Here is a 19,920-nt window from a genome sequence, read left to right on the forward strand (position 1 = left end):
GGTCAGCACTCCGGCAAGTAGTCGGAGTACGGGTCGACGGCCGAGCCGTGCGTCCATCCGGTCACGCCGGTGGTGACATCGGTGTGGAAGTACCAATCGGAGCGTCCGTCGATCTCCTCGCCGTACGCCCCGCAGTGCATGTCGACCTGGTGCGCGACGTAACCGGACCCGATCGGCCCCTTGCTCCTGTTCGGCTCGGGCCGGATCGCCGCGCCGTCCACCAGGTAGTCCCCCTCGCCACCGCGCGGCGAGGCGGACAGCGCCGCCGGTGCCATCGCGGTGAAGCCGAGCGCGCATAAGGCTGCGACCAGGGCGAGCCGCCTGTGACCTGTTCTCATGGAAACCCCCATCGGTTGCTCCTGTTGACGGTGTCGTTGCAAGCGCAGGACCCTGCCACAGGCGCACATTCCCCAAGCCCACGAAGTCGATGTTCACTCGTTCAGAGCAACGCGGGGCCCGGGGCCCGGGTCGGCGCTCAGTTGCCGACGCCGAGGTCGGCCATGAACGCCGTCGGGTACCGGTCGCCGCGGGCCGATCCGCGCGGCACCGCCCGCTCGATCTCCGCCAGGTCCTCCGCGGTGAGCAGCACCCGCTCGGCGGGCAGCGCCTCGTTCAGGCGCTCGCGGGTGCGGGCGCCGACCAGGGGCACGATGTCCTCGCCCTGCGCGGCGACCCATGCGATGGCGAGCTGGGCGACGGTGCAGTCCTTGGCTTCCGCGACTCGCCGCAGCGCCTCCACCAGGGCGAGGTTGTGCTCGACGTTGCCGCTGCTGAACCGGGGCGACAGCACGCGGTGGTCGCCGGGAGCGTTGCGGTCCGCGCTCCAGTGCCCGGAGATGAGCCCTCGCCCGAGCACGCCGTAGGCGGTCAGGCCGATGCCGAGTTCGCGCAGCACCGGCAGCACCTCAGCCTCCACCGCGCGGGACAGCAGCGAGTACTCGATCTGCAGGTCGGCGATCGGGTGCACGGCGTGCGCCCGGCGGATCGTGTCGGCGTCGACCTCGGAGAGTCCGATGTGGCGCACGTACCCGGCTTCGACCATGTCCTTGATGGCGCCGACGGTGTCCTCGATGGGCACGGCCGGGTCGAGGCGGGCGGGGCGGTAGAGGTCGATGTGGTCGGTGCCGAGCCGGGTGAGGCTGTGGGCCAGCGAGTTGCGCACCGCTTCGGGCCGCCCGTCGTAGCCGCGGGGGATGCCGTCGGGTCCGCTGAGGGCGCCGAACTTGACGCTCAGCTGGTAGTCGTCGCGGTCGCGGTCGCGCAGGGCTTCGGCGAGCAGCAGTTCGTTGTGGCCCACGCCGTAGAAGTCGCCGGTGTCGATCAGGGTGACGCCCGCGTCGAGCGCGGCGTGCACGGTGGCGATGCTCTCCGCCCGGTCGGTGTCGCCGTAGGCGCCGGACATGCCCATCGCCCCCAGCCCGAGTGCGGAGGTCGTCGGTCCGGTGCTGCCCAGGTGGCGTGTCTGCATGGTGTGCTCCTCTGTCGTCGTCCTGCCGTCCACCTTGGGCCGCGACGGGGCGTGGTGGCAGCGAGCGTTCATCGTGGGAGAGCCGCTCCCTGGCTCGCGCCGAGGCGGCCGAGGAGCATGGGGGCATGCAGCGCGAGCAGTTGGCCCACTTCCTGCGCCGGCGCCGGGAATCGGTGCGTCCGGCCGATGTCGGCATCACCGAGGGCCCGCGTCGCCGCACCGCCGGGCTGCGCCGCGAGGAGGTGGCGATGCTGGCGGGCATGTCCGTGGACTACGTGGTGCGGCTCGAACAGGGCCGCAGCAGCCAGCCGTCGGAGCAGCTGATCGGCGCGCTGGCTCGCGCGCTGCGGCTCACCGATGACGAGCGCGACCACCTTTTCCACCTCGCCGGGCACCATCCGCCGTTCGCGGAGAGCGCGGCCCGGTTGGCCCGAGCGGGGTTGCTGCGCATGCTCGACCTGCTCGGCGACGTTCCGGCGGCGGTGCTCTCCGACCTCGGGGAGGTGCTGGCGCAGAACCGGATGGGCGTCCTGCTGATGGGCGATCAGATGGGTTTCACCGGCGATCGCCGCCACCTCGCCTACCGCTGGTTCACCGAGTCCGAGGACCACGCCCAGCTGCCGGAGGAGCGCGAGCGGCATTCCCGCGAGCTCGTCGCCGACCTGCGCGCGACGGCAGGCAGGCGTTCCGGTGATCCGGAGGTCGCGGCGTTCGTGGAGCGGCTGCGGGCGGTCAGCGAGGACTTCCGCCGCCGCTGGGACGAGCACGAGGTGGGTGTGCGCCGCGCCGACCGCAAGACGGTGGTGCACCCGAGGGTCGGCCCGGTGCTGGTGGACTGCGAAACCCTCGTCACCCCGGACCAGCGCCAGGAACTCCTGGTGCTCACCGCCGCCGACGCCGAGTCCCGCGAACGCCTGGACCTGCTCCGCGTCCTCGGCACCGAGGAGTTCCCGGCGGAGTCCACACCGGACAGGTGACCCCCGCGGGGTGGCCGGACCGGTGAGGTGTGGGCCGCTCACCGGTCCGGCCTTCCAGCGCCCGCCGGGGAGGAGGGCCGGGCGCCGGATGCCTCGCCGGAGCGTTCGCGGTCGGGGTCGCGAGCCGCTTCCGGCGAGGCGCGGTCCACCGCCGGGGGAAGCGGTGGATCGCGGTCGGGGTCAGGCCACCGCTGCGAGCGCGCGGCGGCCGAAGCCTGGAATCGGTGGCAGCCACTGCGGACGCGGCACGAGCCCCGGCGCGTCCGGATCCCGCTCCGGCCAGTCGATCCGCGGTTCGGGCGGGAGCGCGGCGCGGAAGGAACGGCGCTCCGCCAGCACCACCAAGGCGACGTCGAACGCGGAGGCCCATCCCGGCACGTGCTCGTTCCCGGTCACCGCGACGCAGGACTGGCACACCTCGCGCCCGTCCGGCGGCGGCGGGCCGTCGAGGACTCGGGACATGCGGCCGGTGAGCGGATGCCCGCACGTGGCGACGATCAGCGTCCCGCGCGCCGCCCGATCCACGACGTGCCAGGTCGAGCACCACTCCGAGGTGAGCCACGCCCGCCCGATCACGAGGCCGCGCCCGGTGCGTCGAGTTCGCGTCCTCCGGCGGACGACCGCAGGGCCATCACGCGGACGCACACCATGCACGGCATTCCGCCGACCCCGTCGAGGAATTCGGCCTCCGACTCCCCGATCACGGCCTCGCACAAGGAGAAGCAGGCCCCGGTCGGCAGGACCACCGCCTGGTGGACGACGCGTGCCGCCTCCCCGACCACTCCCGGCCGAAACCGCACGCGCACGACGTCACCGACGCCCATGAAGGCCTCCTGAGATGTCCAGAGCAGTCGCTCGATTCCGCGAGACCGTATCTCGATCCGCTCGGTGTATCGCAATCCACTTTGAGCGACCGGGCGCTCCACGGCAATTCCCCGACCAGGTGACAGCGAATATGCCGATGACCTGCTTGGATCTGGTTCATGGCACGATCCACAGCTGGCAGCCCGAAAGCGCGAACTCTCGCCGCAGAACTGCGAAAACTACGCATCGACACCGGTGTCGGCGTGCGCGAACTGGCTCGCCGGATCGGCGTTTCGCACGGTTGGATCACTCGTACCGAGGCCGGTTCGCGTCCGATCACCGCGGAAGACGTCAGCTCGATCCTGTCCGCGCTGGAGATCTCCAGCGGTGAACGCGAGCGCCTGGTCGAAATGGCGCGGGAAGCCGACGATCCGGACTGGATCAGGCCCGGCATCCCCGGCGTGCGCGACGAGCTGGTGACGCTGATCGAGTACGAGCGGACCGCCACCCAGATCACCGAAGTCGCTCCGCTGCTGATCCCAGGTCTCCTGCAGACGTCGGACTACGCCCGCGCGGTCATGAAAGATCTCCCGGTAGGCGAACGCGAAGCGAAGATCGGAATGCGCGCGGGTCGGCGTGACCTGCTGGACAAGCGCAAGGGGCCGAAGTTCGAGGCCCTGATCGCCGAGCAGGCCCTCACCGACCAAGTATGCGGCCCGGAGGAACAGGCCGATCAGCTCCGCCACCTCTTGAATGCAGCGCAGAAGCCGAACGTCTCACTTCACGTGCTCGCCGCTGGCCTGCACCGGTGGACACCGATGCGCGGCGGCCACTTCATGTTCTTCGAATTCCCGCAGGCAGCGCCGATCGTGCACGTGGAGATGTTCGCGACCGGCGTGTTCATCTCCCGCCCGGCGACGATCAAGGCATACCGCGACGCGGTCGGTACCCTCCGCCAGGAAGCGATGGACGAGGAGCAGACGGCCGACTTCATCTCCTCCCAGATCGAGCGCTTAGAGGGGTAGGACTCATGGACATCCAGGTGACGGGCTGGCGGAAATCCACCCGCTCCGGCCAGCAGACAGCGTGCGTCGAGGTCGGCAGGGTTCTCGGCGGTGCGGCGGTTCGGGACAGCAAGGACCGGGACGCCGGGCACTTCACCGCCGACACCGCGCAGTGGTCCGCGTTCCTGGCCGCCACCAAGAACGGCCGCTTCGACATCTGACCACCACCCGAAGCCCCGGCGGCACAACCCCCGCCGGGGCTTCGCGCGTCCGGTGCGGCGCTAGGCCGGTCGGGGGTGAGGTGTGGTCGGGGCACCGCGTCGGCTGCTACGCAAGAACCGCACGAGCCGCGGGGAGGCGTTCGCATGGTGCGCAAAGTGGACCGACCGGACACCGGGGGCTGCCCGGTGCAGCTCGATTCCGACGGCGTGTGGCGGATCCGCGGGCAGGCGGCGGCGCGGACGGTGCTGCGCCGCGCGGACGCCGAGCAGGCCGGGCTGGGCGTGGAGACGATGCGGCACATGCCCTCGGGCATCCGGCGTCCGGTGCTCTACCGGGACGGGCCCGAACACCGGGAGCACCGGCGGCAGACGGCGCGGTTCTTCACCCCGCGGCGCGTCGACGAGCAGTACCGCGAGCTCATGGGCGACGTCACCGAGGCGCAGCTCGCGGTGCTGCGCCGGGACGGGCGGGCGCACTTGGCGGACCTGGGGTTCGAGCTCGCGATCGGCGTCACCTCCGCCGTGATCGGGTTGACCGAGAGCCGCCCCGGCATCCGCGGCCGGTTGGAGCGGTTCTTCCCGGAGGAGTTCGACGCACCCGGTTTCACCAGCTGGACCGGCCTCACGTGGGTGTGGCGGCAGGCGCGGAACTGGAGCGCGATCTACTTCCGCGACGTGCGGCCCGCGGTGCGGGAGCGGCGGCGGCAGCGGCGCGACGACCTGATCTCGCACCTGCTCGACGAGGGCTGCTCCGACGCGGAAGTCCTCGGCGAGTGCATCACGTTCGCCGCCGCGGGCATGGTGACGACGCGGGAGTTCATCAACCTCGCCGCGTGGCACCTGCTCTCCGACGCGGAGCTGCGCGGGCGCTACCTGGCGGCGCCGGAGGCGGATCGGCTGGGGCTGCTGCACGAGATCCTGCGCCTGGAGCCGGTGATCGGCCGGCTCCGGCGGCGCACCACCGCCGCCGTGGAACTCCCCGGGAACGACGTGATCCCGGCCGGATCGACCGTGGAACTCGTGCTCGACGACGCCAACGCGGACGCGGCGGAGGTCGGCGACGAACCGCTGGAGCTGCGGCCCGGCCGGGCGATTCCCAGCGGGGCGGCGGGATTGTCGTTCGGGGATGGGCCGCACAAGTGCCCCGGCGCGCACCTCGCGGTCTTGGAGACCGACGTGTTCCTGCACCGGCTGCTGAGCCTGCCGGTGCGGATGGAGTCGTCGCCTCGGGTCTCGTTCAACGACGCCATCAGCGGCTACGAGCTCCGCGGACTCGTGGTGGCGCTCGACTCCTGAGGCCGGTCTCGATGGCGTGCCGACCGGCTATCCGGTCAGGACGGATTCGCGGTCCTCGGCGGTCCGCCGATCCGCGTTGTGGTGCGGCAACGCGCGGTTGCTGACGCCCGAGACGAGGTCGTGGACGCTGCGGTCCCTCGGGTGGAACCGCACCACGAGCGCATAGGTGAGCACGAGGAACAGCGAAACGAACTCGATCGCCACCCCCAGCGCCACCACGAGCAGCACATCCGTGTCGATCTCCCCGGCCCGCGCGAACCGGACGAGGTCGGCGAGCGCTCCCCGCTCGGCCACCAGCAGCACGGGAACCAGCGGCGGCAGGAACGGCACCGCCAGCACCACCGCCCGCACCAGCAGGCGCCACACCGCCGGTCGGCGTCCCTCGGCGTCGACGAGTTCCAGCAGCAGCAGGCGCTTGCCCGGTGTCGCGCCCGTCAGCGCGGGCAGCACCACGAACCACGCGCCGAGCACCGCGAACGGCGGCAGCCACAGCGGCAGGTCCAGGACGAGCGCGGCCAGCAGGCCGAACCCGCTCAGCACGACCGTCGCCCCGAAGTCGACCAGCAGCGCCACCACGCGGCGGCCGAACGGAACGGGATGCCGCGCCAGCACTCGTCCGTCCAATGTGGTCAGTTGCGGCAGCGCGCGGGACACCGGGCCGCCGATCACCCAGCCGAGCATCGCACCGGCGACGTTCACCACCAGGTCGTCCACGTCGAACAGCCGGTACGGGCACTCGTAGAGCCCGAACACGCCGGTCCCTTGCGTCACCTCGAACGACAGCGCCACCCCGGCCGCGATCGCGAGCGACACCAGCGGACCGCGGCGGAAGTGGTAGCGCAGGAACACGCCCAGCGGCAGCAGCAGGAGCAGGTTGAACCCGGTCTCGATCACCGCCGAGTTGTGCAGCACGAGATCACCGAAGGTGACGCGGTGCTCGGCTTCCTTCCACACATCCCGGAACGTGTTGCCCGGCATCAGCTGCCACGCGCGCATCCGCGGATATTCGGCGCACACGTCCAGCGAAGGGCTGGGCAGCGGCATCAGCACCAGGCAGTACGCGGTGATCAGGTAGTAGAGGAACGCGTAGAACGACAGCGCCCACCAGCGCATCACCCCGTGCCTGCGGTAGAGCACCACCGCCACCGGGACCAGCAGCAGGAAGGCGAGCAGCGGGAACAGCACCGCGGCGGTGCGGATCGGGAGCAGGTACGCGTCGGCCACCGCAGCAGCGTCCCGCCCGGACGCCCCACCGCGCTTCGGCCGTTAGGCACGCCCACCCCGGCCATTGGGCCGAGAATCACCGCCGCGTCCCGAGCGAGCGAAGTCCTCACCCCGTCAGCGGCGAAGCCGCTGAGCAGTGACCAGCTTGAGCAACCGGCACCGCAGCGGGTTCTCAGTGGCTTCCTCGCGAGGACAGCATTTTTCCTCGTGGCGGAGCCACTTGGAAAAATGATCCCGCAGCGAGGAAGCCACTGAGGTTCCGCCACCCGCCCCCTAACCAGGCTGAGACCGAACGCAGGCTCAACGTCGTGCCGGCTGGTCCGTGGACAGCTCGACGACTAGTCCCGTCTGTTCGTGGCGCACGCGGACGCCGCGGAAGTCCTGGATGCGGGCCAGGCCGGACGTCGCCGGGCCCGCGTGCGACCCGACGACCACCGTGCGCCCGCCCGCGGCGAGCGCGGCGGCGACCCCGGCCTCGGCGTCCTCGAAGATCACGGTCTGCTCGGGCAGCACGCCGATCGCGGCGGCGGCCTTGCGGTACCCCTCAGGGTCGGGTTTGCCCAGGCTCACGTCGTCGGCGGTGACCACCACGTCCGGCATCGGCAACCCGACCGCGGACATCCGCCGCTGCGCCAGAGCCGCATTCGCGGAGGTGACCAGCGCCCACCGGCCCGCGGGCAGTTCGCCGAGCAGTTCGGCGGCCCCCGCAACGGCGACCACGCCGTCGAGGTCCCGCATCTCCTGCTCATCGACGAGGGCGATCTCCGCGGCGAGGTCGGCGCCGTCGGGCAGGTGGCGCGCGATGGTCTCCTCACCACGGCGGCCGTGCGAATCCGCGAGGATGTCCGCCACGTCCAGGCCGTGCCGATCGGCGAAGCAGCGCCACGTCCGCTCGATCACTGCGGTGGAGTCGACGAGCGTGCCGTCCATGTCGAACAGCAGTGCGCGCGAGGTGAGCGGAGCGGGCATGGCGGTCCTTCCTGTTCCCGGATTCGTGCGCTACCACCATCGCGGTGTTCGGCATCGCGCACCAGACCCCGCCGAATCGCCGAGAACCGGCACGCGATTCCACCGCCCGCGAATCGCCCGATCGCGAATCCGGCCCGTTCACGACGAGGTTCGAGCCGGACGGCTCACCCGAGCACGGCCAGCACGGCGACCCGGCCGAGCAGCGCCGCGCCCACCGACGCGAACACGCTCACGACCACGTTGAGCGCGGCGTAGAAGTACGCCTCGTCCTGCGCCAGCCGCAGCGTCTCGTAGCCGAACGTGCTGTAGGTCGTCAGCGCACCGCAGAACCCGACCCCGACGACCGCGGACACCGCGGGCGGCAGCACCGTTCCCGCCGCGGTGAGCCCGCCCAGCACCAGCGAACCCAGCACGTTGACGGTCAACGTCCCCCACGGGAACAGCGTGTCGTGGCGGGACTGCACCGCCCGGTCCGCGAGGTAGCGCAGCGGGGCGCCGACCATCGCCCCGAGGAACACCAGTGCGGCGGTCACGATCGCCTGCCCCCTCGGTAGGTGATGGCCTCGACTTCGTCGAGGATCACCGCGCCATCGGTGATCAGCTCGTCCAGCTCCGGCAGGAACGCCCGGATCCGCTGCTCCGAGTCGACGACGACCACCAGGATCGGCAGGTCTTCGGCGAGGTCGAGCAGCCGCGTGGTGTGCACCCGCGACGACGTCCCGTAGCCCTCGACGCCGCGCAGCACCGTCGCCCCGGCCAGGCCCGCGTCGCGCGCCCGCTTGACGATCTCGTGGTAGAGCGGCTTGTGGTGCCAGCGGTCGTCGGCCCCGAGGAAGATCGACATGCGCAGTGCCATCTCAGCTCTCCTTCCGGGAGATCGCCCACCGGGTGACCGCGACTCCGAGGAGCACCGCGAGCAGCGCGCACACCAGCGTCCCCGCCAGGTAAGCGGCGGCGACCACGACGTCGCCCGGCCGCAGCAGCTCGCTGAATTCCACCGCGTAGGTGGAGAAAGTGGTGAAGCCACCGAGCACGCCGACACCGAGGAACGGCCGCACCAGCGGATGCGCCGTCCACACCTCGGTGATCAGCACCATCAGCACGCCGATGAGCAGGCAACCGAGCACGTTGATCGCGAACGTCCCCCACGGGAACTGCCCGGGAGCGGTCGGCAGCCACCGCAGGATTCCGTAGCGGGCGACGGCTCCGAGACCACCGCCCAAGGCGATGACCAGCAACACCGCACCCTGGGAGCGCGTGAATCGCCGTCGATGTGCGGGGGTCTGGACGTCCGCGGTCTCGTTCGCCATGCGCAGCCTCCTACGTGCACCCGGCGACGTTCGCCGGGGCCAGCAGGGACCATCGGCGGCGCCGTTGCCGCGGTTCTCCGGAGCCCGATACGGCGAGTCCCACCGCCGCTAGGCCGATTCTACCTGGGGTGTTTGCACGGCTCGTGTGGCTTGGGTGGTCGGGTGGCGGAACCTCAGCCGGTCTCTCGCTGCGGGATCTTTTTCCCGAGTGGCTCCGCCACGGGGGAAAAAGCTGTCCTCGCGAGGAAGCAACTGAGAACCCGCCGGTGGTCGGCTTTTCGACGTGGGCTATGTGCTTCGCACATACAGGCACGGCCTTCGGCCGCGAGGCAGACGGGGCTTCGCCCGTCCTGCGTCGGTGTTGTCAGGGTTCGGTGGGTGGGATGAAGCCTGATTCGAAGGCTCTGATTACTGCTTGGGTTCGGTCTCGGGCGCCTAGTTTGGCCAAGACGTTTCCGACGTGGGTCTTGACCGTCTGCACGCCCAGGAACAGGTGCTGGGCGATCTCGCCGTTGGACAGGCCGGTCGCCATCAGGCGCAGCACCTCCGCTTCGCGACCGCTGAGCCCGGCGTCGTCGAGTCCGCTCGCCGTGTGGGCGTGGCGGGCGGCGAGGCGCCGGATCGCGGCGGGGAACAGCAGCGATTCGCCGGCGGCGACGGTGCGCACCGCGGCGACGATCTGCTCCGGCCCGGCCCGCTTCAGCAGGAAACCGCTGGCGCCCGCCCGCAGCGCGTCGTAGACGTGATCGTCGTTCTCGAAGGTCGTCACCACCAGCACCTTCAGCGAACCATCCACAGCGGACAGCAAGTGCTCGGTGGCGCGGATGCCGTCCACGGCGGGCATCCGCACGTCCATCAGCACCACGTCGGGCCGCGCCCGGCGCACCTGGCCGGGCACCTCCGCCCCGTCGGCCGCTTCACCGACCACGACGATGTCCGGTTCGGAGTCCAGGATCGCGCGCAGCCCCGACCGGATCAGCGGTTCGTCGTCGACCAGCAGCACGCCGATGCGGTTCACGAGCGCCCCAGCGGAATCCGCACCGCGACCTCCCAGTCCTGGCCACGCGGTCCCGCGTGGAACTCCCCGCGCAGCAGCTCCACGCGTTCGGCGATGCCCGCCAAGCCGCGACCGCCCCCTGCGGCGCGGAGCCGGGCGCCGCCGCGCGGATTGCGCACGACCACCGCCAGCTGCCCGCCTTCGACGTCCACCCGCAGCTCGACCGGGACCTTACCGGCGTGGCGCAGCACGTTGGTCAGGCTTTCCTGAACGATCCGGAACGCGGCGCCGGACACCTCCGGGCCCACGGCGAGCAGGTCGCCGCGCAGCTCGGCGTCCACCGGGAGCCCGGCGTCCTCGGTCGCGGCCAGCAACGCGGGCAACCGGGCCAGGCCCACCGGCTCCCGCGGCGCCTCGTCCCGCAGCAACCCGAGGACGTGGTCGAGGTCGTCCTGCGCGGCGCGGGCCGATTCCTCGATCGCCAGCAGCGCCGCTTCAGCGGCCTCCCGATCGCGCGCCAGCACGCGGCGAGCGGCCCCGGCCTGCACCGACACCACGCTCAGCGCGTGACCGACGGAATCGTGCAGCTCGCGGGCCAGCCGCGTGCGTTCCGCGTGCTGCTCGGCCCGCTGCTCCAGCTGCGCGATGCGCTGCCCCGCGGGCACTCCGAGCAGCGCGGCGGCGGCGCGGCGGAACAACCCGCCGGTGCCTGCGATCGCGCCGAGCAGCAGCACTACCCCCAGCAGTGCCGCTGCAGGCACCCAGGCACCGGCCCACCCCGTCGGCACCGCCACCTCCGCGCCCGGCCCCAGCCCGAGCAACCCGGTGAACGGTGCCGGCACCGACAGCACGAACAGCACCGGCAGCACCACGCTCAGCGCGCTCATCACCCCTCCGATGAGCGCGTGCGCGACGAACAGCGCGCTCGCCCGCCCCCGCACCGCCGGGCCGTCGACCTCCGCGTCCGGTGCGGGATCGTCGAGCAGCGCGCGCACCGCCGCGGCCTCCAGCACCCGCACGGCGGGCACGAACGAGCAGCCCACCGCCCCCACCACCGTCAGCACCGTTCCGATGACGATCGCCGCACCGAGACCGGTCGCGATCGGCACCACCGCCGGGACGACCACGGCGGCGAACACCAGCGGCGGCACCAGCATCGCCCCGCCGAACACCAGGTAGGCCCACCTCCGGTAGGTCGAGCGCAGCACCGGCCCGAGCGTTCGCCGCATCATCAGCCGATCCTCACCGGCCGCGGAGGCATCCGAGCCCGGTGAGTCCGAACAGCAACCCACCGGCCAGGAAAACCGGTTCGTAGAGCAACGTCACGAACCGCTCCATCGGGTCCAGGTCCACCACCGCCAGCCGCCCGGACGCGAGCAGCACCCAGTCGACGACCGACGGCATCGCGTGCACCAGCAGCAGCACCGCGACCCCGCAGATCGCGGTGTTCAGCAACCACCTCGGCACCCGGCTCCCCCACGGCCGGGTCGGCGCCAGCGCCACCAGCGCCGCCAGCGCGCACAGCGGGATCGCCACCACGTCGATGATCAGCAGCGGCAGGTTCGACGCCAGCGACGTGCCCGGCGGCAGCCCCACCTCACCGCCCACCAGCCAGTACACGTGCACGAGCCCGAAGGCCACCGACCACGCCGCCGCACCGCGCGCGGCGACGGCTCCCAACGTCCGCGTCCTCGTTTCCACCGTCATGCGGGAAGAATCGCGGTTCGCGCGGCGCCGCGACCTCCCTCCCGGGAGGGAGCCGGCTCCCGCTCGGGGGTGAACGACTCGCGTCGAGACCGTGTCACGGGCGAGGAGTGGCAGGTCAGCGCTGTTCCGGCACCGGTAGGTTGGGCCGAGGGCGCCGCGCGCGAGACCGCCGTGCCAGGCTGCGGGGTGCCGGAGGAGTTCGACCCGACAGGAGCAGTGGCCGTGAGCAGCCAGCGCAAGACCCGCACGTTCGAGAAGCGGATGTCCGAGGTGCTCGGAATCCGCCCGGACGAGGTCGAATCCGTCTTCCGCGGCGCCCGGCCCACCTCGATCCGGGTCAACCGGCTGCTCGACGACGAGCGCTACCGCGAGACCGTCGAGTTCGTGCGGGACAAGGCCCCCGGCCTCATCCCGGTGGACTGGTGCGAGCACGCGTTCCTCTGGCCGGACAACGACGGTTTCGACGACATCCTGCCGCTGGCGCACGAGGGCCGGGTGTACCTGCAGAACGCGGCGAGCCTGATCCCGCCGGTGGCGCTGGACGCGCAGCCCGGTGACGCGGTGCTCGACATCGCCTCCGCGCCGGGCGGCAAGGCCTTCCACATCGCGGCGCGCGTGGGCAACGACTGCGAGTTGTGGCTCAACGACTCGGCGCCGCCGCGCGCCCGCAAGCTCGCCGAGCTCGCCGAGCTCTACGGCGTGCGGTACGCGGAGCTGACCACGCACAACGCGCAGTACATCGACAAGTCGGTGCCCGCGGAGCGCTTCGACCGCATCCTGCTGGACGTGCAGTGCTCCGGCGAGGGCCGGGTGAACCTGCGCAAGTCCGACGCGCTGCGGTACTGGTCGGAGGAGCGGATCGAGAAGTACAAGTTCCTCCAGGCGAAGATGTGCGACGCCGCGTACAAGCTGCTCAAGCCGGGCGGGACGCTGGTCTACTCGACCTGCACGCTCAGCCCGGAGGAGGACGAGTTCCCGGTGAACAAGGTCCTGCAGCGGCACTCCGACCTCGCGGTGGAACCGCTGGGGTTCAGCGAGGAGGAGTTCCTGCCGGGGCTGAACTCCTGGCGCGGCGCGAAGTTCGACAAGCGCCTCAAGCACGCGGTGCGGGTGATGCCGTCCGACGTGTTCGAGGGCTTCTTCGTCGCCAAGGTGACCAAGGCCGCCTCCTGATACACCAGGTCCCCCGATCGATCGTGTGATGGCGAACGCCAGTTCGACCCCGTAATCATGGAAGCAGCGCCCGGCCCGTCCTGCCGAGGCTCCGGCGCGCTCGGCCCGCACGTTCCCCACCTCACACCGAGGCGCGGGAACCGCTCCGCGGGCTCGACCGACTGTGTGCACGGGTGACCTGAACGCGGGTCGCCGAATTCGCGAGAGGGTGTCCGATGTCCCCGACGGTTGCCGAAGCTCGCCGCGTCGAGCTGTCCGTGAGCGGTATGACCTGCGCCGCCTGCGCGGTGCGGGTGGAACGCAAGCTCAACAGGCTCGACGGCGTGCGGGCCGGGGTGAACTACGCGACCGGCGTCGCCGACGTGGAGTTCTCCGCCGAGCAGGACGTGGACCTGCTGGTGCGCACGGTGCGCGGCGCGGGCTACGACGCGGAACCGGTCCGGCCGGAATCGCCACCCGCCGAGGAGGAGCCGGCAGGCACTCCGACGGACCGGATGCGCGACCTGTGGCGCCGGATGCTGGTGGCGGTGGGCTTGTTCGTGCCGCTGTGCGACTTGTCGCTGCTGTTCATCGTGCTGCCGCAAGCGCGCTTCCCCGGCTGGCAGTGGCTGCTGATCGCGCTGACGGTGCCCGTCGCGGGCTGGGCCGCGTGGCCGTTCCACCGGGCCGCGCTGCGCGGCGCCCGCCGTGGCGCGTCCTCGATGGACACCCTGGTCTCGTTGGGCATCACGGCGGCGGTGGGCTGGTCGCTGTACGCGATGTTCTTCCAGCCCGACCTGGTCGGTGAATCGGGCTGGTCGCTGCTGCTGAACCCGCAGGGCGCGCTGTACCTGGAGGTCGCGGCGGGCGTCACCGCCTTCGTGCTCGCCGGCCGCTACTTCGAGGCGCGCGCCCAGCGGCAGGCCGGGGACGCCCTGAACGCGCTGGCGGCGCTGCGCGCCAAGTCCGTGACGGTGCTGCACGACGACGGCTCCCGGCACGAGATCCCGGCGGCGGATCTCCGGGCGGGACAACGGTTCCTGGTGCGCCCCGGCGGCACCATCGCCACGGACGGCGTCGTCGAGGAGGGCGGCGGCGCGCTCGATCGCAGCTCGATGACGGGCGAGTCGACCCCGGTCGAAGTGACCGGAGGCGACGCGGTCATCGGCGGCACGGTCGCGCTCAACGGCAGGCTCGTCGTGCGGGCGACCGCGGTCGGGGCGGACACCCGGCTCGGGGCGATGCTGCGGCTGGTTTCCGAGGCGCAGTCCGGCAAAGCGGCCGTGCAGCGGCTGGCCGACCGGATCTCCGCGTACTTCGTCCCCGCCGTGCTGGCGGGTTCCGCGCTGACGCTGCTGGCCTGGTTGCTGCTGACCGGCTCCCCGGACCGCGCGTTCACCGCGGCGCTGGCCGTGCTGGTGATCGCCTGCCCGTGCGCGCTCGGCCTGGCCACGCCGACCGCGCTGATGGTCGCCTCCGGACGCGGCGCCACGCTCGGCATCTTCATCAAGGGCTACCAGGCGCTGGAATCGACCCGCGCGGTCGACACGGTGGTGCTGGACAAGACGGGCACGGTCACCGATGGCCGCATGTCGGTGGTGGACCTGCACGTCGCGGCCGAGGCGGACCGCTCGGCGGTGCTGCGCCGGGCGGGTGCGGTCGAGGAGGCTTCGGAGCACGCGGTGGCCGCAGCCATCGCCGCTCTCGCCGCCGACGACCGGGCCGCGCTCACCGAGCCTTCCGAACCGCGGGCCGCCGAAGACGACCCGCAGACGCCGGAGGACTCGTCCCCCGGCCCCGAGGTCCGCTCGTTCGCCGCCCGACCAGGTCTCGGGGCATCCGGCTCGGTGGAGGACAGGCAGGTCCTCATCGGTCGTCGCGCGCTGTTCGACGACGAGGGCTGGACGGTCCCGGACGAGCTGGATCGGCTGCGCGAGCAGTGGGAGGCGCAGGGCCGCACGGCGGTGCTCGCCGGCGAGGACGGCCGGGCGCTGGCGGTGTTCGCGCTGGCCGACGCGGTGAAGCCGTCGGCGGCGCGGGCGATCGCCGAGCTGCACCGGCTCGGCCTCCGCACGGTGCTGCTGACCGGTGACAACGCCACCACCGGCCGGGCCGTGGCGGCCGAAGTGGGCATCGAGCGGGTGATCTCCGAGGTGCTGCCGGACGAGAAGGCCGAGGTGGTGCGCACCCTGCGAGCGGAGGGCCGCGCGGTGGCGATGATCGGCGACGGCGTGAACGACGCGCCCGCGCTGGCCACGGCCGATCTCGGCCTGGCGGTGGCGACCGGCACGGACATCGCGATCGACAGCGCCGACTTGATCTTGGTTCGGGACGACCTCACCGTCGCCCCCGACGCGATCCGGCTCGCCCGCGCGACGCTGCGCACGATCCGCGGCAATCTCCTGTGGGCCTTCGGCTACAACCTCGCCGCGCTCCCGCTCGCCGCCCTCGGCCTGCTCAACCCGCTGATCGCCGGAGCCACGATGGCCCTGTCCTCGTTCTTCGTCGTCTCCAACAGCCTCCGCCTCCGCCGCTTCACCGGACTGTCCGCTCAGGACACTGACCTGAACGGTCAATGACCTTGAGCGATCGAGTCCGCCCCGGCTCGACCGCTTCGGATGGGCGCGGCCGGGCAGTGCGCTGGTCGGGGTCGTGATGCACACCGCCCGGCCGCCCGGTCCGATGCCGCGAGGGGGAGGGAGGTCGCAGCGCCGGACCGAGGAGGGAAGGCCGCGGAGCCGGTCGGCCTTCCCGAGCCGAGGTCACGTGGAGCGTCGTGGACTCACGCCGCCGCGATGCGCGGCAGCGGCTCCGCGAGCGGAGCGCGATCCACCCGCTCCTGGACGAAGATCGCGTGGCGACCGGTGATGGTCACCGGACTCGACGGCGGGTCGGCCGCGGCCACCATCCCCAGCGGCGAACACGCCGGACAGATCCACCGCCCGCCGCACGACACCGGAACCCGCACGCTGCGGTGGACCGGCCCGAGCACGACGTGCCCGCACCCCGCGACGGGTGCGCGAAACCTGCACCAGCCTCGATAACCGACCAGCCGGTGCCAAGCGGACTCGGCGACGCCGCAGACCCAACCGCCGCGTTCACCGTCCATGCGGCCACACCTCCGGCAACGGGAGGACGGCGTTGTGCCAGCCAGGCCTCATCGCCTTCGGCGGCGGAGACTTCCGCCCCGCACAAGGCCGTCACCTCCGTGCCGGCGCGAAACCCCAGCCGCGGAGCGGAATCCACGCTCGCATGACGCTCACCCCGCGCCGGAAACCAACGAAACGGATACGGCAACGCACACCTCCTAGCGGAAATCGCCGCGCGAAGGCTGCACACAGTCCAGCAGCGACTTCACGATTGGATCTTCGATGTCCCTGTGAACATATCTTTGGACACAGGGACACTTCCATTCCTCGTTCGGGTGATCAGCAAGGCGGAGGCAAGCGGCGCCCTAAGATCGGCGCACATGGCAACTGGAGCAGCGAACACACCCGCAGCTCGTGCGTTGGGCGCGGAGCTTCGTGATGCGCGAAAACGAGCCGGGCTGAGCCTCCGCGCGCTCGCTGAGCGGCTTGCTGCGGCCAAGACGCAGCTCAGCCGCTGGGAAACGGGCACCAGCGTTCCGGCCTCCGAGCACGTCGCCAGCTTCCTCACCGCGCTGGGCGTCACCGGCGACGAGTACGAACGAATCCTCGAGCAGGCGCGCAACACGGACTCGCGAAGCTGGGTCAGTTCGGGCATTCCCGGAGTGCAGAAGGAACTCGCGTCACTCGTCGAGTTCGAGAGCACCGCTACCCGGATCACCGAGGTCGCTCCCCTGTTGATTCCCGGGCTGCTCCAAACACCGGACTACATGCACGCGTCGATGGCGCAGTTGCCCGACGACCAGATCCGAGCGCGCATCCTGACCCGAATGGAACGACGGACGGTTCTGACCAAGGACGGAGCACCCGAGTTCACCGCACTGATCGGCGAAGCGGCATTGCGCGAGCCGCTCGGAGGCCCGGCAGCGATGGCCGCGCAGTTGAAGCACATCGAGGTGGAAGCGGCCACGCATCCGAACGTCGCCGTTCAAGTCATTCCGTCCGGCTCGCAGACCTTCCACGCCGCACACGCGGGGCAGTTCATCCTGCTGCACTTCCCGAAAGCAGATCCGATAGTCCAGATCGATCACTACAACAGCTTGGTCTTCCTCAACGGCCCTCGCGACATCTCGGCCCATGCAGACGCCGTTGAACAGTTGCAAGCCATTGCACTGAGCGAGGGTGATTCGCTGAACTTCATTGCAGCGATTCGAACCGAGCTGGGAGGTTGAGCGATGGCACCCGAGATCAGTGGATGGCGTACGAGCACGAGATCGGCACCCCGAGGAGCCTGCGTCGAAGTCGGTGGAGCGCCCGGCATCGCAGCAGTCCGCGACACGAAGGACCGAGACGCCGGAACATTAACCTTCACCCGCACCGCCTGGACCGGCTTCCTCACCCACCTCCGCACCGGCCACCTCGACCACCCGCACACCTGACCGGAGTGAACGGACCGTCTGCCCAATCCCGTTGGACCAACGGTCCGTTCACTCACTCCGCATCGGCGCGACTCGACCCGCGAGCGCGGGCCCGGTTGAAGTGAACGGACCGTTCGCCCAATCCCCTTGGACGAACGGTCCGTTCACTCGGATCGCGATGCTTCAGCGGCGGTCGGCGAGCTTCGCGAGCATCGCGTTGTAGGCGGCGAGTTCCTCGTCGCCGGAGCGGTCGGCGCGGCGGGCGGCGCGCATGTCGTGGCGGTACCACTGGGTGAGCAGCGCGATCAGCACCACGACCAGCGGCGCCTCCCCCGCCGCCCAGGCGATGCCGCCGCCGAGGAACTGGTCGGCGAGCAGGTCCTGGGCCCACGGCAGGTCGAGGGTGCGGTAGAAGTTCTCGGCGACCACGGCGTCCATGCTCATCACGATCACGCCGAAGAACGCGTGGAACGGCATCACCGCGAACACCATGCCGAGCCGGGCCAGGTGCGGCAGCGGTTTCGGCGCCGGATCGACCCCGATGACCGTCCAGTAGTACAGGTAGCCGATGAGGACGAAGTGGACGTTCATCAGCTCGTGCGCCCAGTGCTCGGACATCGCGCTCTCGAACAGCGGGGTGAAGTAGAGCGCGTAGAACGAGCTCACGAACAGCACCGTCGCGATCGCCGGGTGCGCGAGGAACCGCGCCGGCGGGGAGTGCACCGCGGTGAGCAGCACTTCCCTGGCCCCGTAAGGATTTCCCTTCCCGGCGGGCGGCAGGGCGCGCAGCGCCAACGTGATCGGCCCGCCGAGCACCAGCAGCACCGGAGCGAGCATGTTCAGCACCATGTGCACGAGCATGTGCACGCTGAACACGCCGGACGAGTAGACGCCGAGCCCGGACGACGTCGCGACCAGCACCGTGGCGCAGCCGCACAGCCACGCGGCGGTGCGCCCGGCGGGCCACGCGTCACCACGGCGCCGCAACCGGCGCACGCCCGCCAGGTACAGCGCCGCGAGCACGACGACCGCGGTCCCCAGGATGAGGTCGAAGCGCCACGTGGTCAGGAATCCGAGCAGGCTCGGCGGGCCGGGCAGGTCGTAGCCGAGGACCACTTCCGAGGTGCTCGCCGTGCGGTCCAGCAGGTTCGGCGGCGGGGTGTGCGCCATGCCCATCGACACCCCGACGGACACCAGCATGATCACCAGTTCGGCGCCGAGCAGCGCCGCCGGCGCCGTCGCTCGCCGCCGCAGCCACGCCCCGCAGCCGCCGAGGACCAGCAGCAGCACGACCTTCGCCAGCACCAACGTCCCGAACACGGTGCGCCCGAGGTCGCCGAGGGGCATCAGCACCAGCGCGTCCACCAGGCCCGAGGCGGCCAGCACCACCCAGCACACCCCGGCCAGCGCGCGATACCGCGCCAGCACCCGCTCCTGGTGCGCGCCTCCCCTGCGCAGGTGCGCGGTGACGGCGACGAGCACGCCGAGCCACAGCGCTGCCGCCACCACGTGCAGCACGATCGCGTTGGTGGCGAAGTCGTGGCCGCCGTTGGACGCCGAATGCCCCACCACTGCGGGCGGCAGCAGGCCGAATGCGGCGAGCACGGCCAAGCCGAGCGTCGGGCGCCACCGCAGCGTCATCCGCGCGCTGGTCGCCACGAACACCGCGACGAGCAGCGTGATCAGCCAGGCCTTCGGCTCGTACAAGGCGCCGAGCAGACCGGTGAACGCCTCCGGGGCCAGCACCCGGCTCAGCGGCTGGCCGGTGGCGTCGGCCATCTCGAACGGGACCATCGCCGCAGCGGCCGCGGCCCACACCCACGCGGCCGAACCGCCCGCGCGGACCGCGGCGAAACCGTCCGAAGCGATGCCACCGGACTCGCGCGGCGAGGTGAACAGGGCCGCGAACACCAGCGCTCCCAAGCAGATCGCCGCGGCGCCGTCGGCCACCAACCGCACCAGACCGGTGCCGAAGCGCACCGCGGTTCCGGGGTCGGACAGTCCGAGCGGGGTGTGGGCGCCGTCTCCGACGATCGCGACGACGGCCGCGGTGACCAGCACCGCGATGCTCAGGCCCGCGACCCACGGTCCTGGCTGGGGGCGCTGCGAACTCGGTTCCGGCACTGCTGGTCCTCACACGACTGTCACCGCACCGGCGGCCCGCGCCGGTGGCGGGCCGCTGCCCGCACCCGGACTGGTCGTGCCGGTTCGGCCGGAAGTTCCAGCCGTCCCGTGTGACCTCACCCGCACCGGACGCCGCGCCGCGGCCGAGGGGACGAGCGCGGTT

General features: G+C 71.4%; 22 protein-coding genes and 1 pseudogene. 8 read left to right on the forward strand and 15 right to left on the reverse strand.

The features are described 5' to 3' along the window. Window positions 1-2 precede the first annotated feature (2 nt). On the reverse strand, window positions 3-338 hold the full coding sequence (locus tag ACWD38_RS14900) for a hypothetical protein (RefSeq protein WP_184476546.1): 336 nt from the start codon (window positions 336-338) through the stop codon (window positions 3-5). A gap of 137 nt (window positions 339-475) precedes the next feature. Further along, window positions 476-1,468, reverse strand: a complete 993-nt coding sequence (locus ACWD38_RS14905) for an aldo/keto reductase (RefSeq protein ID WP_184476544.1) — start codon at window positions 1,466-1,468, stop codon at window positions 476-478. Window positions 1,469-1,593: 125 nt separating this feature from the next. Between ACWD38_RS14905 and ACWD38_RS14910 the strand changes: the two genes are divergently transcribed. Beyond that, window positions 1,594-2,445, forward strand: a complete 852-nt coding sequence (locus ACWD38_RS14910) for a helix-turn-helix transcriptional regulator (protein WP_450124242.1) — start codon at window positions 1,594-1,596, stop codon at window positions 2,443-2,445. A 180-nt stretch (window positions 2,446-2,625) separates the two neighbouring features. Here ACWD38_RS14910 and ACWD38_RS14915 read toward each other — a convergent pair whose 3' ends face one another. Together ACWD38_RS14915 and ACWD38_RS14920 are read right to left on the reverse strand one after the other, a co-directional pair. Continuing rightward, a complete protein-coding gene (locus tag ACWD38_RS14915; protein WP_450124243.1) occupies window positions 2,626-3,021 on the reverse strand; it encodes a hypothetical protein in 396 nt (131 codons plus the stop codon). Continuing rightward, window positions 3,018-3,269 (reverse strand): hypothetical protein, encoded by a 252-nt coding sequence (locus ACWD38_RS14920; RefSeq protein ID WP_184476538.1) that lies wholly within the window; start codon window positions 3,267-3,269, stop codon window positions 3,018-3,020. The genes ACWD38_RS14915 and ACWD38_RS14920 overlap by 4 nt, the downstream gene beginning before the upstream one ends. A gap of 159 nt (window positions 3,270-3,428) precedes the next feature. On the opposite strand from ACWD38_RS14920, the gene ACWD38_RS14925 reads away from it, so the two are divergent. The 3 genes from ACWD38_RS14925 to ACWD38_RS14935 all read left to right on the forward strand — a co-directional run bounded on the left by ACWD38_RS14925 (window position 3,429) and on the right by ACWD38_RS14935 (window position 5,770). Beyond that, entirely contained in the window at window positions 3,429-4,274 is an 846-nt protein-coding gene (locus ACWD38_RS14925) for a helix-turn-helix domain-containing protein (RefSeq protein ID WP_184476536.1), read from the forward strand. 5 nt (window positions 4,275-4,279) lie between these two features. Then, window positions 4,280-4,474: a DUF397 domain-containing protein gene (locus ACWD38_RS14930; protein ID WP_450124244.1), complete on the forward strand. Its 195-nt coding sequence runs from the start codon at window positions 4,280-4,282 to the stop codon at window positions 4,472-4,474. A 144-nt stretch (window positions 4,475-4,618) separates the two neighbouring features. Next, a complete protein-coding gene (locus ACWD38_RS14935) occupies window positions 4,619-5,770 on the forward strand; it encodes a cytochrome P450 (RefSeq protein WP_450124245.1) in 1,152 nt (383 codons plus the stop codon). 27 nt (window positions 5,771-5,797) lie between these two features. Here the strand turns inward: ACWD38_RS14935 and ACWD38_RS14940 are convergent, their stop codons facing one another. The 8 genes from ACWD38_RS14940 to ACWD38_RS14975 all read right to left on the reverse strand — a co-directional run bounded on the left by ACWD38_RS14940 (window position 5,798) and on the right by ACWD38_RS14975 (window position 11,977). Further along, window positions 5,798-6,994 (reverse strand): VanZ family protein, encoded by a 1,197-nt coding sequence (locus tag ACWD38_RS14940; RefSeq protein ID WP_184476530.1) that lies wholly within the window; start codon window positions 6,992-6,994, stop codon window positions 5,798-5,800. A 300-nt stretch (window positions 6,995-7,294) separates the two neighbouring features. Continuing rightward, a complete protein-coding gene (locus tag ACWD38_RS14945) occupies window positions 7,295-7,963 on the reverse strand; it encodes an HAD-IA family hydrolase (RefSeq protein ID WP_184476528.1) in 669 nt (222 codons plus the stop codon). A 164-nt stretch (window positions 7,964-8,127) separates the two neighbouring features. Then, complete coding sequence (crcB, locus tag ACWD38_RS14950) at window positions 8,128-8,496, reverse strand: fluoride efflux transporter CrcB (RefSeq protein ID WP_450124246.1); 369 nt, start codon at window positions 8,494-8,496, stop codon at window positions 8,128-8,130. Then, on the reverse strand, window positions 8,493-8,819 hold the full coding sequence (locus tag ACWD38_RS14955; protein ID WP_184476524.1) for a DUF190 domain-containing protein: 327 nt from the start codon (window positions 8,817-8,819) through the stop codon (window positions 8,493-8,495). The genes crcB (ACWD38_RS14950) and ACWD38_RS14955 overlap by 4 nt, the downstream gene beginning before the upstream one ends. Before the next feature lies 1 nt (window position 8,820). Then, window positions 8,821-9,273, reverse strand: a complete 453-nt coding sequence (gene crcB, locus ACWD38_RS14960) for a fluoride efflux transporter CrcB (RefSeq protein ID WP_450124247.1) — start codon at window positions 9,271-9,273, stop codon at window positions 8,821-8,823. Window positions 9,274-9,637: 364 nt separating this feature from the next. Continuing rightward, complete coding sequence (locus ACWD38_RS14965; protein WP_450124248.1) at window positions 9,638-10,291, reverse strand: response regulator; 654 nt, start codon at window positions 10,289-10,291, stop codon at window positions 9,638-9,640. Further along, window positions 10,288-11,502, reverse strand: coding sequence for a sensor histidine kinase (locus ACWD38_RS14970; RefSeq protein ID WP_184476518.1), 1,215 nt, complete (start codon window positions 11,500-11,502; stop codon window positions 10,288-10,290). The genes ACWD38_RS14965 and ACWD38_RS14970 overlap by 4 nt, the downstream gene beginning before the upstream one ends. A 10-nt stretch (window positions 11,503-11,512) precedes the next feature. After that, window positions 11,513-11,977, reverse strand: a complete 465-nt coding sequence (locus ACWD38_RS14975) for a DUF3995 domain-containing protein (RefSeq protein WP_450124249.1) — start codon at window positions 11,975-11,977, stop codon at window positions 11,513-11,515. A 222-nt stretch (window positions 11,978-12,199) separates the two neighbouring features. Between ACWD38_RS14975 and ACWD38_RS14980 the strand changes: the two genes are divergently transcribed. Both ACWD38_RS14980 and ACWD38_RS14985 read left to right on the forward strand, forming a co-directional pair. Beyond that, window positions 12,200-13,150 carry an RsmB/NOP family class I SAM-dependent RNA methyltransferase gene (locus ACWD38_RS14980; RefSeq protein ID WP_184476514.1) on the forward strand — a complete coding sequence of 317 codons (951 nt, stop codon included), beginning with the start codon at window positions 12,200-12,202 and terminating at the stop codon, window positions 13,148-13,150. Window positions 13,151-13,365: 215 nt separating this feature from the next. Next, a complete protein-coding gene (locus ACWD38_RS14985; protein WP_450124250.1) occupies window positions 13,366-15,708 on the forward strand; it encodes a heavy metal translocating P-type ATPase in 2,343 nt (780 codons plus the stop codon). A 203-nt stretch (window positions 15,709-15,911) separates the two neighbouring features. Here ACWD38_RS14985 and ACWD38_RS14990 read toward each other — a convergent pair whose 3' ends face one another. Next, on the reverse strand, window positions 15,912-16,238 hold the full coding sequence (locus ACWD38_RS14990; protein WP_450124258.1) for a hypothetical protein: 327 nt from the start codon (window positions 16,236-16,238) through the stop codon (window positions 15,912-15,914). A gap of 68 nt (window positions 16,239-16,306) precedes the next feature. Next, window positions 16,307-16,468 (reverse strand): annotated as a pseudogene (locus tag ACWD38_RS14995) (zinc finger protein); the annotation flags it as partial. Window positions 16,469-16,598: 130 nt separating this feature from the next. Between ACWD38_RS14995 and ACWD38_RS15000 the strand changes: the two are divergent. Beyond that, window positions 16,599-17,447 (forward strand): helix-turn-helix domain-containing protein, encoded by an 849-nt coding sequence (locus tag ACWD38_RS15000; protein WP_450124251.1) that lies wholly within the window; start codon window positions 16,599-16,601, stop codon window positions 17,445-17,447. Window positions 17,448-17,450: 3 nt separating this feature from the next. Continuing rightward, the gene (locus tag ACWD38_RS15005) at window positions 17,451-17,654 is read left to right on the forward strand and encodes a DUF397 domain-containing protein (RefSeq protein WP_184476503.1); all 204 of its coding nucleotides are present in this window, start codon (window positions 17,451-17,453) and stop codon (window positions 17,652-17,654) included. Window positions 17,655-17,816: 162 nt separating this feature from the next. Here ACWD38_RS15005 and ACWD38_RS15010 read toward each other — a convergent pair whose 3' ends face one another. Next, window positions 17,817-19,757: a cytochrome c oxidase assembly protein gene (locus ACWD38_RS15010; protein ID WP_450124252.1), complete on the reverse strand. Its 1,941-nt coding sequence runs from the start codon at window positions 19,755-19,757 to the stop codon at window positions 17,817-17,819. Window positions 19,758-19,920 lie beyond the last annotated feature (163 nt).

The organism is Saccharopolyspora sp. NPDC002578 (assembly GCF_053592695.1).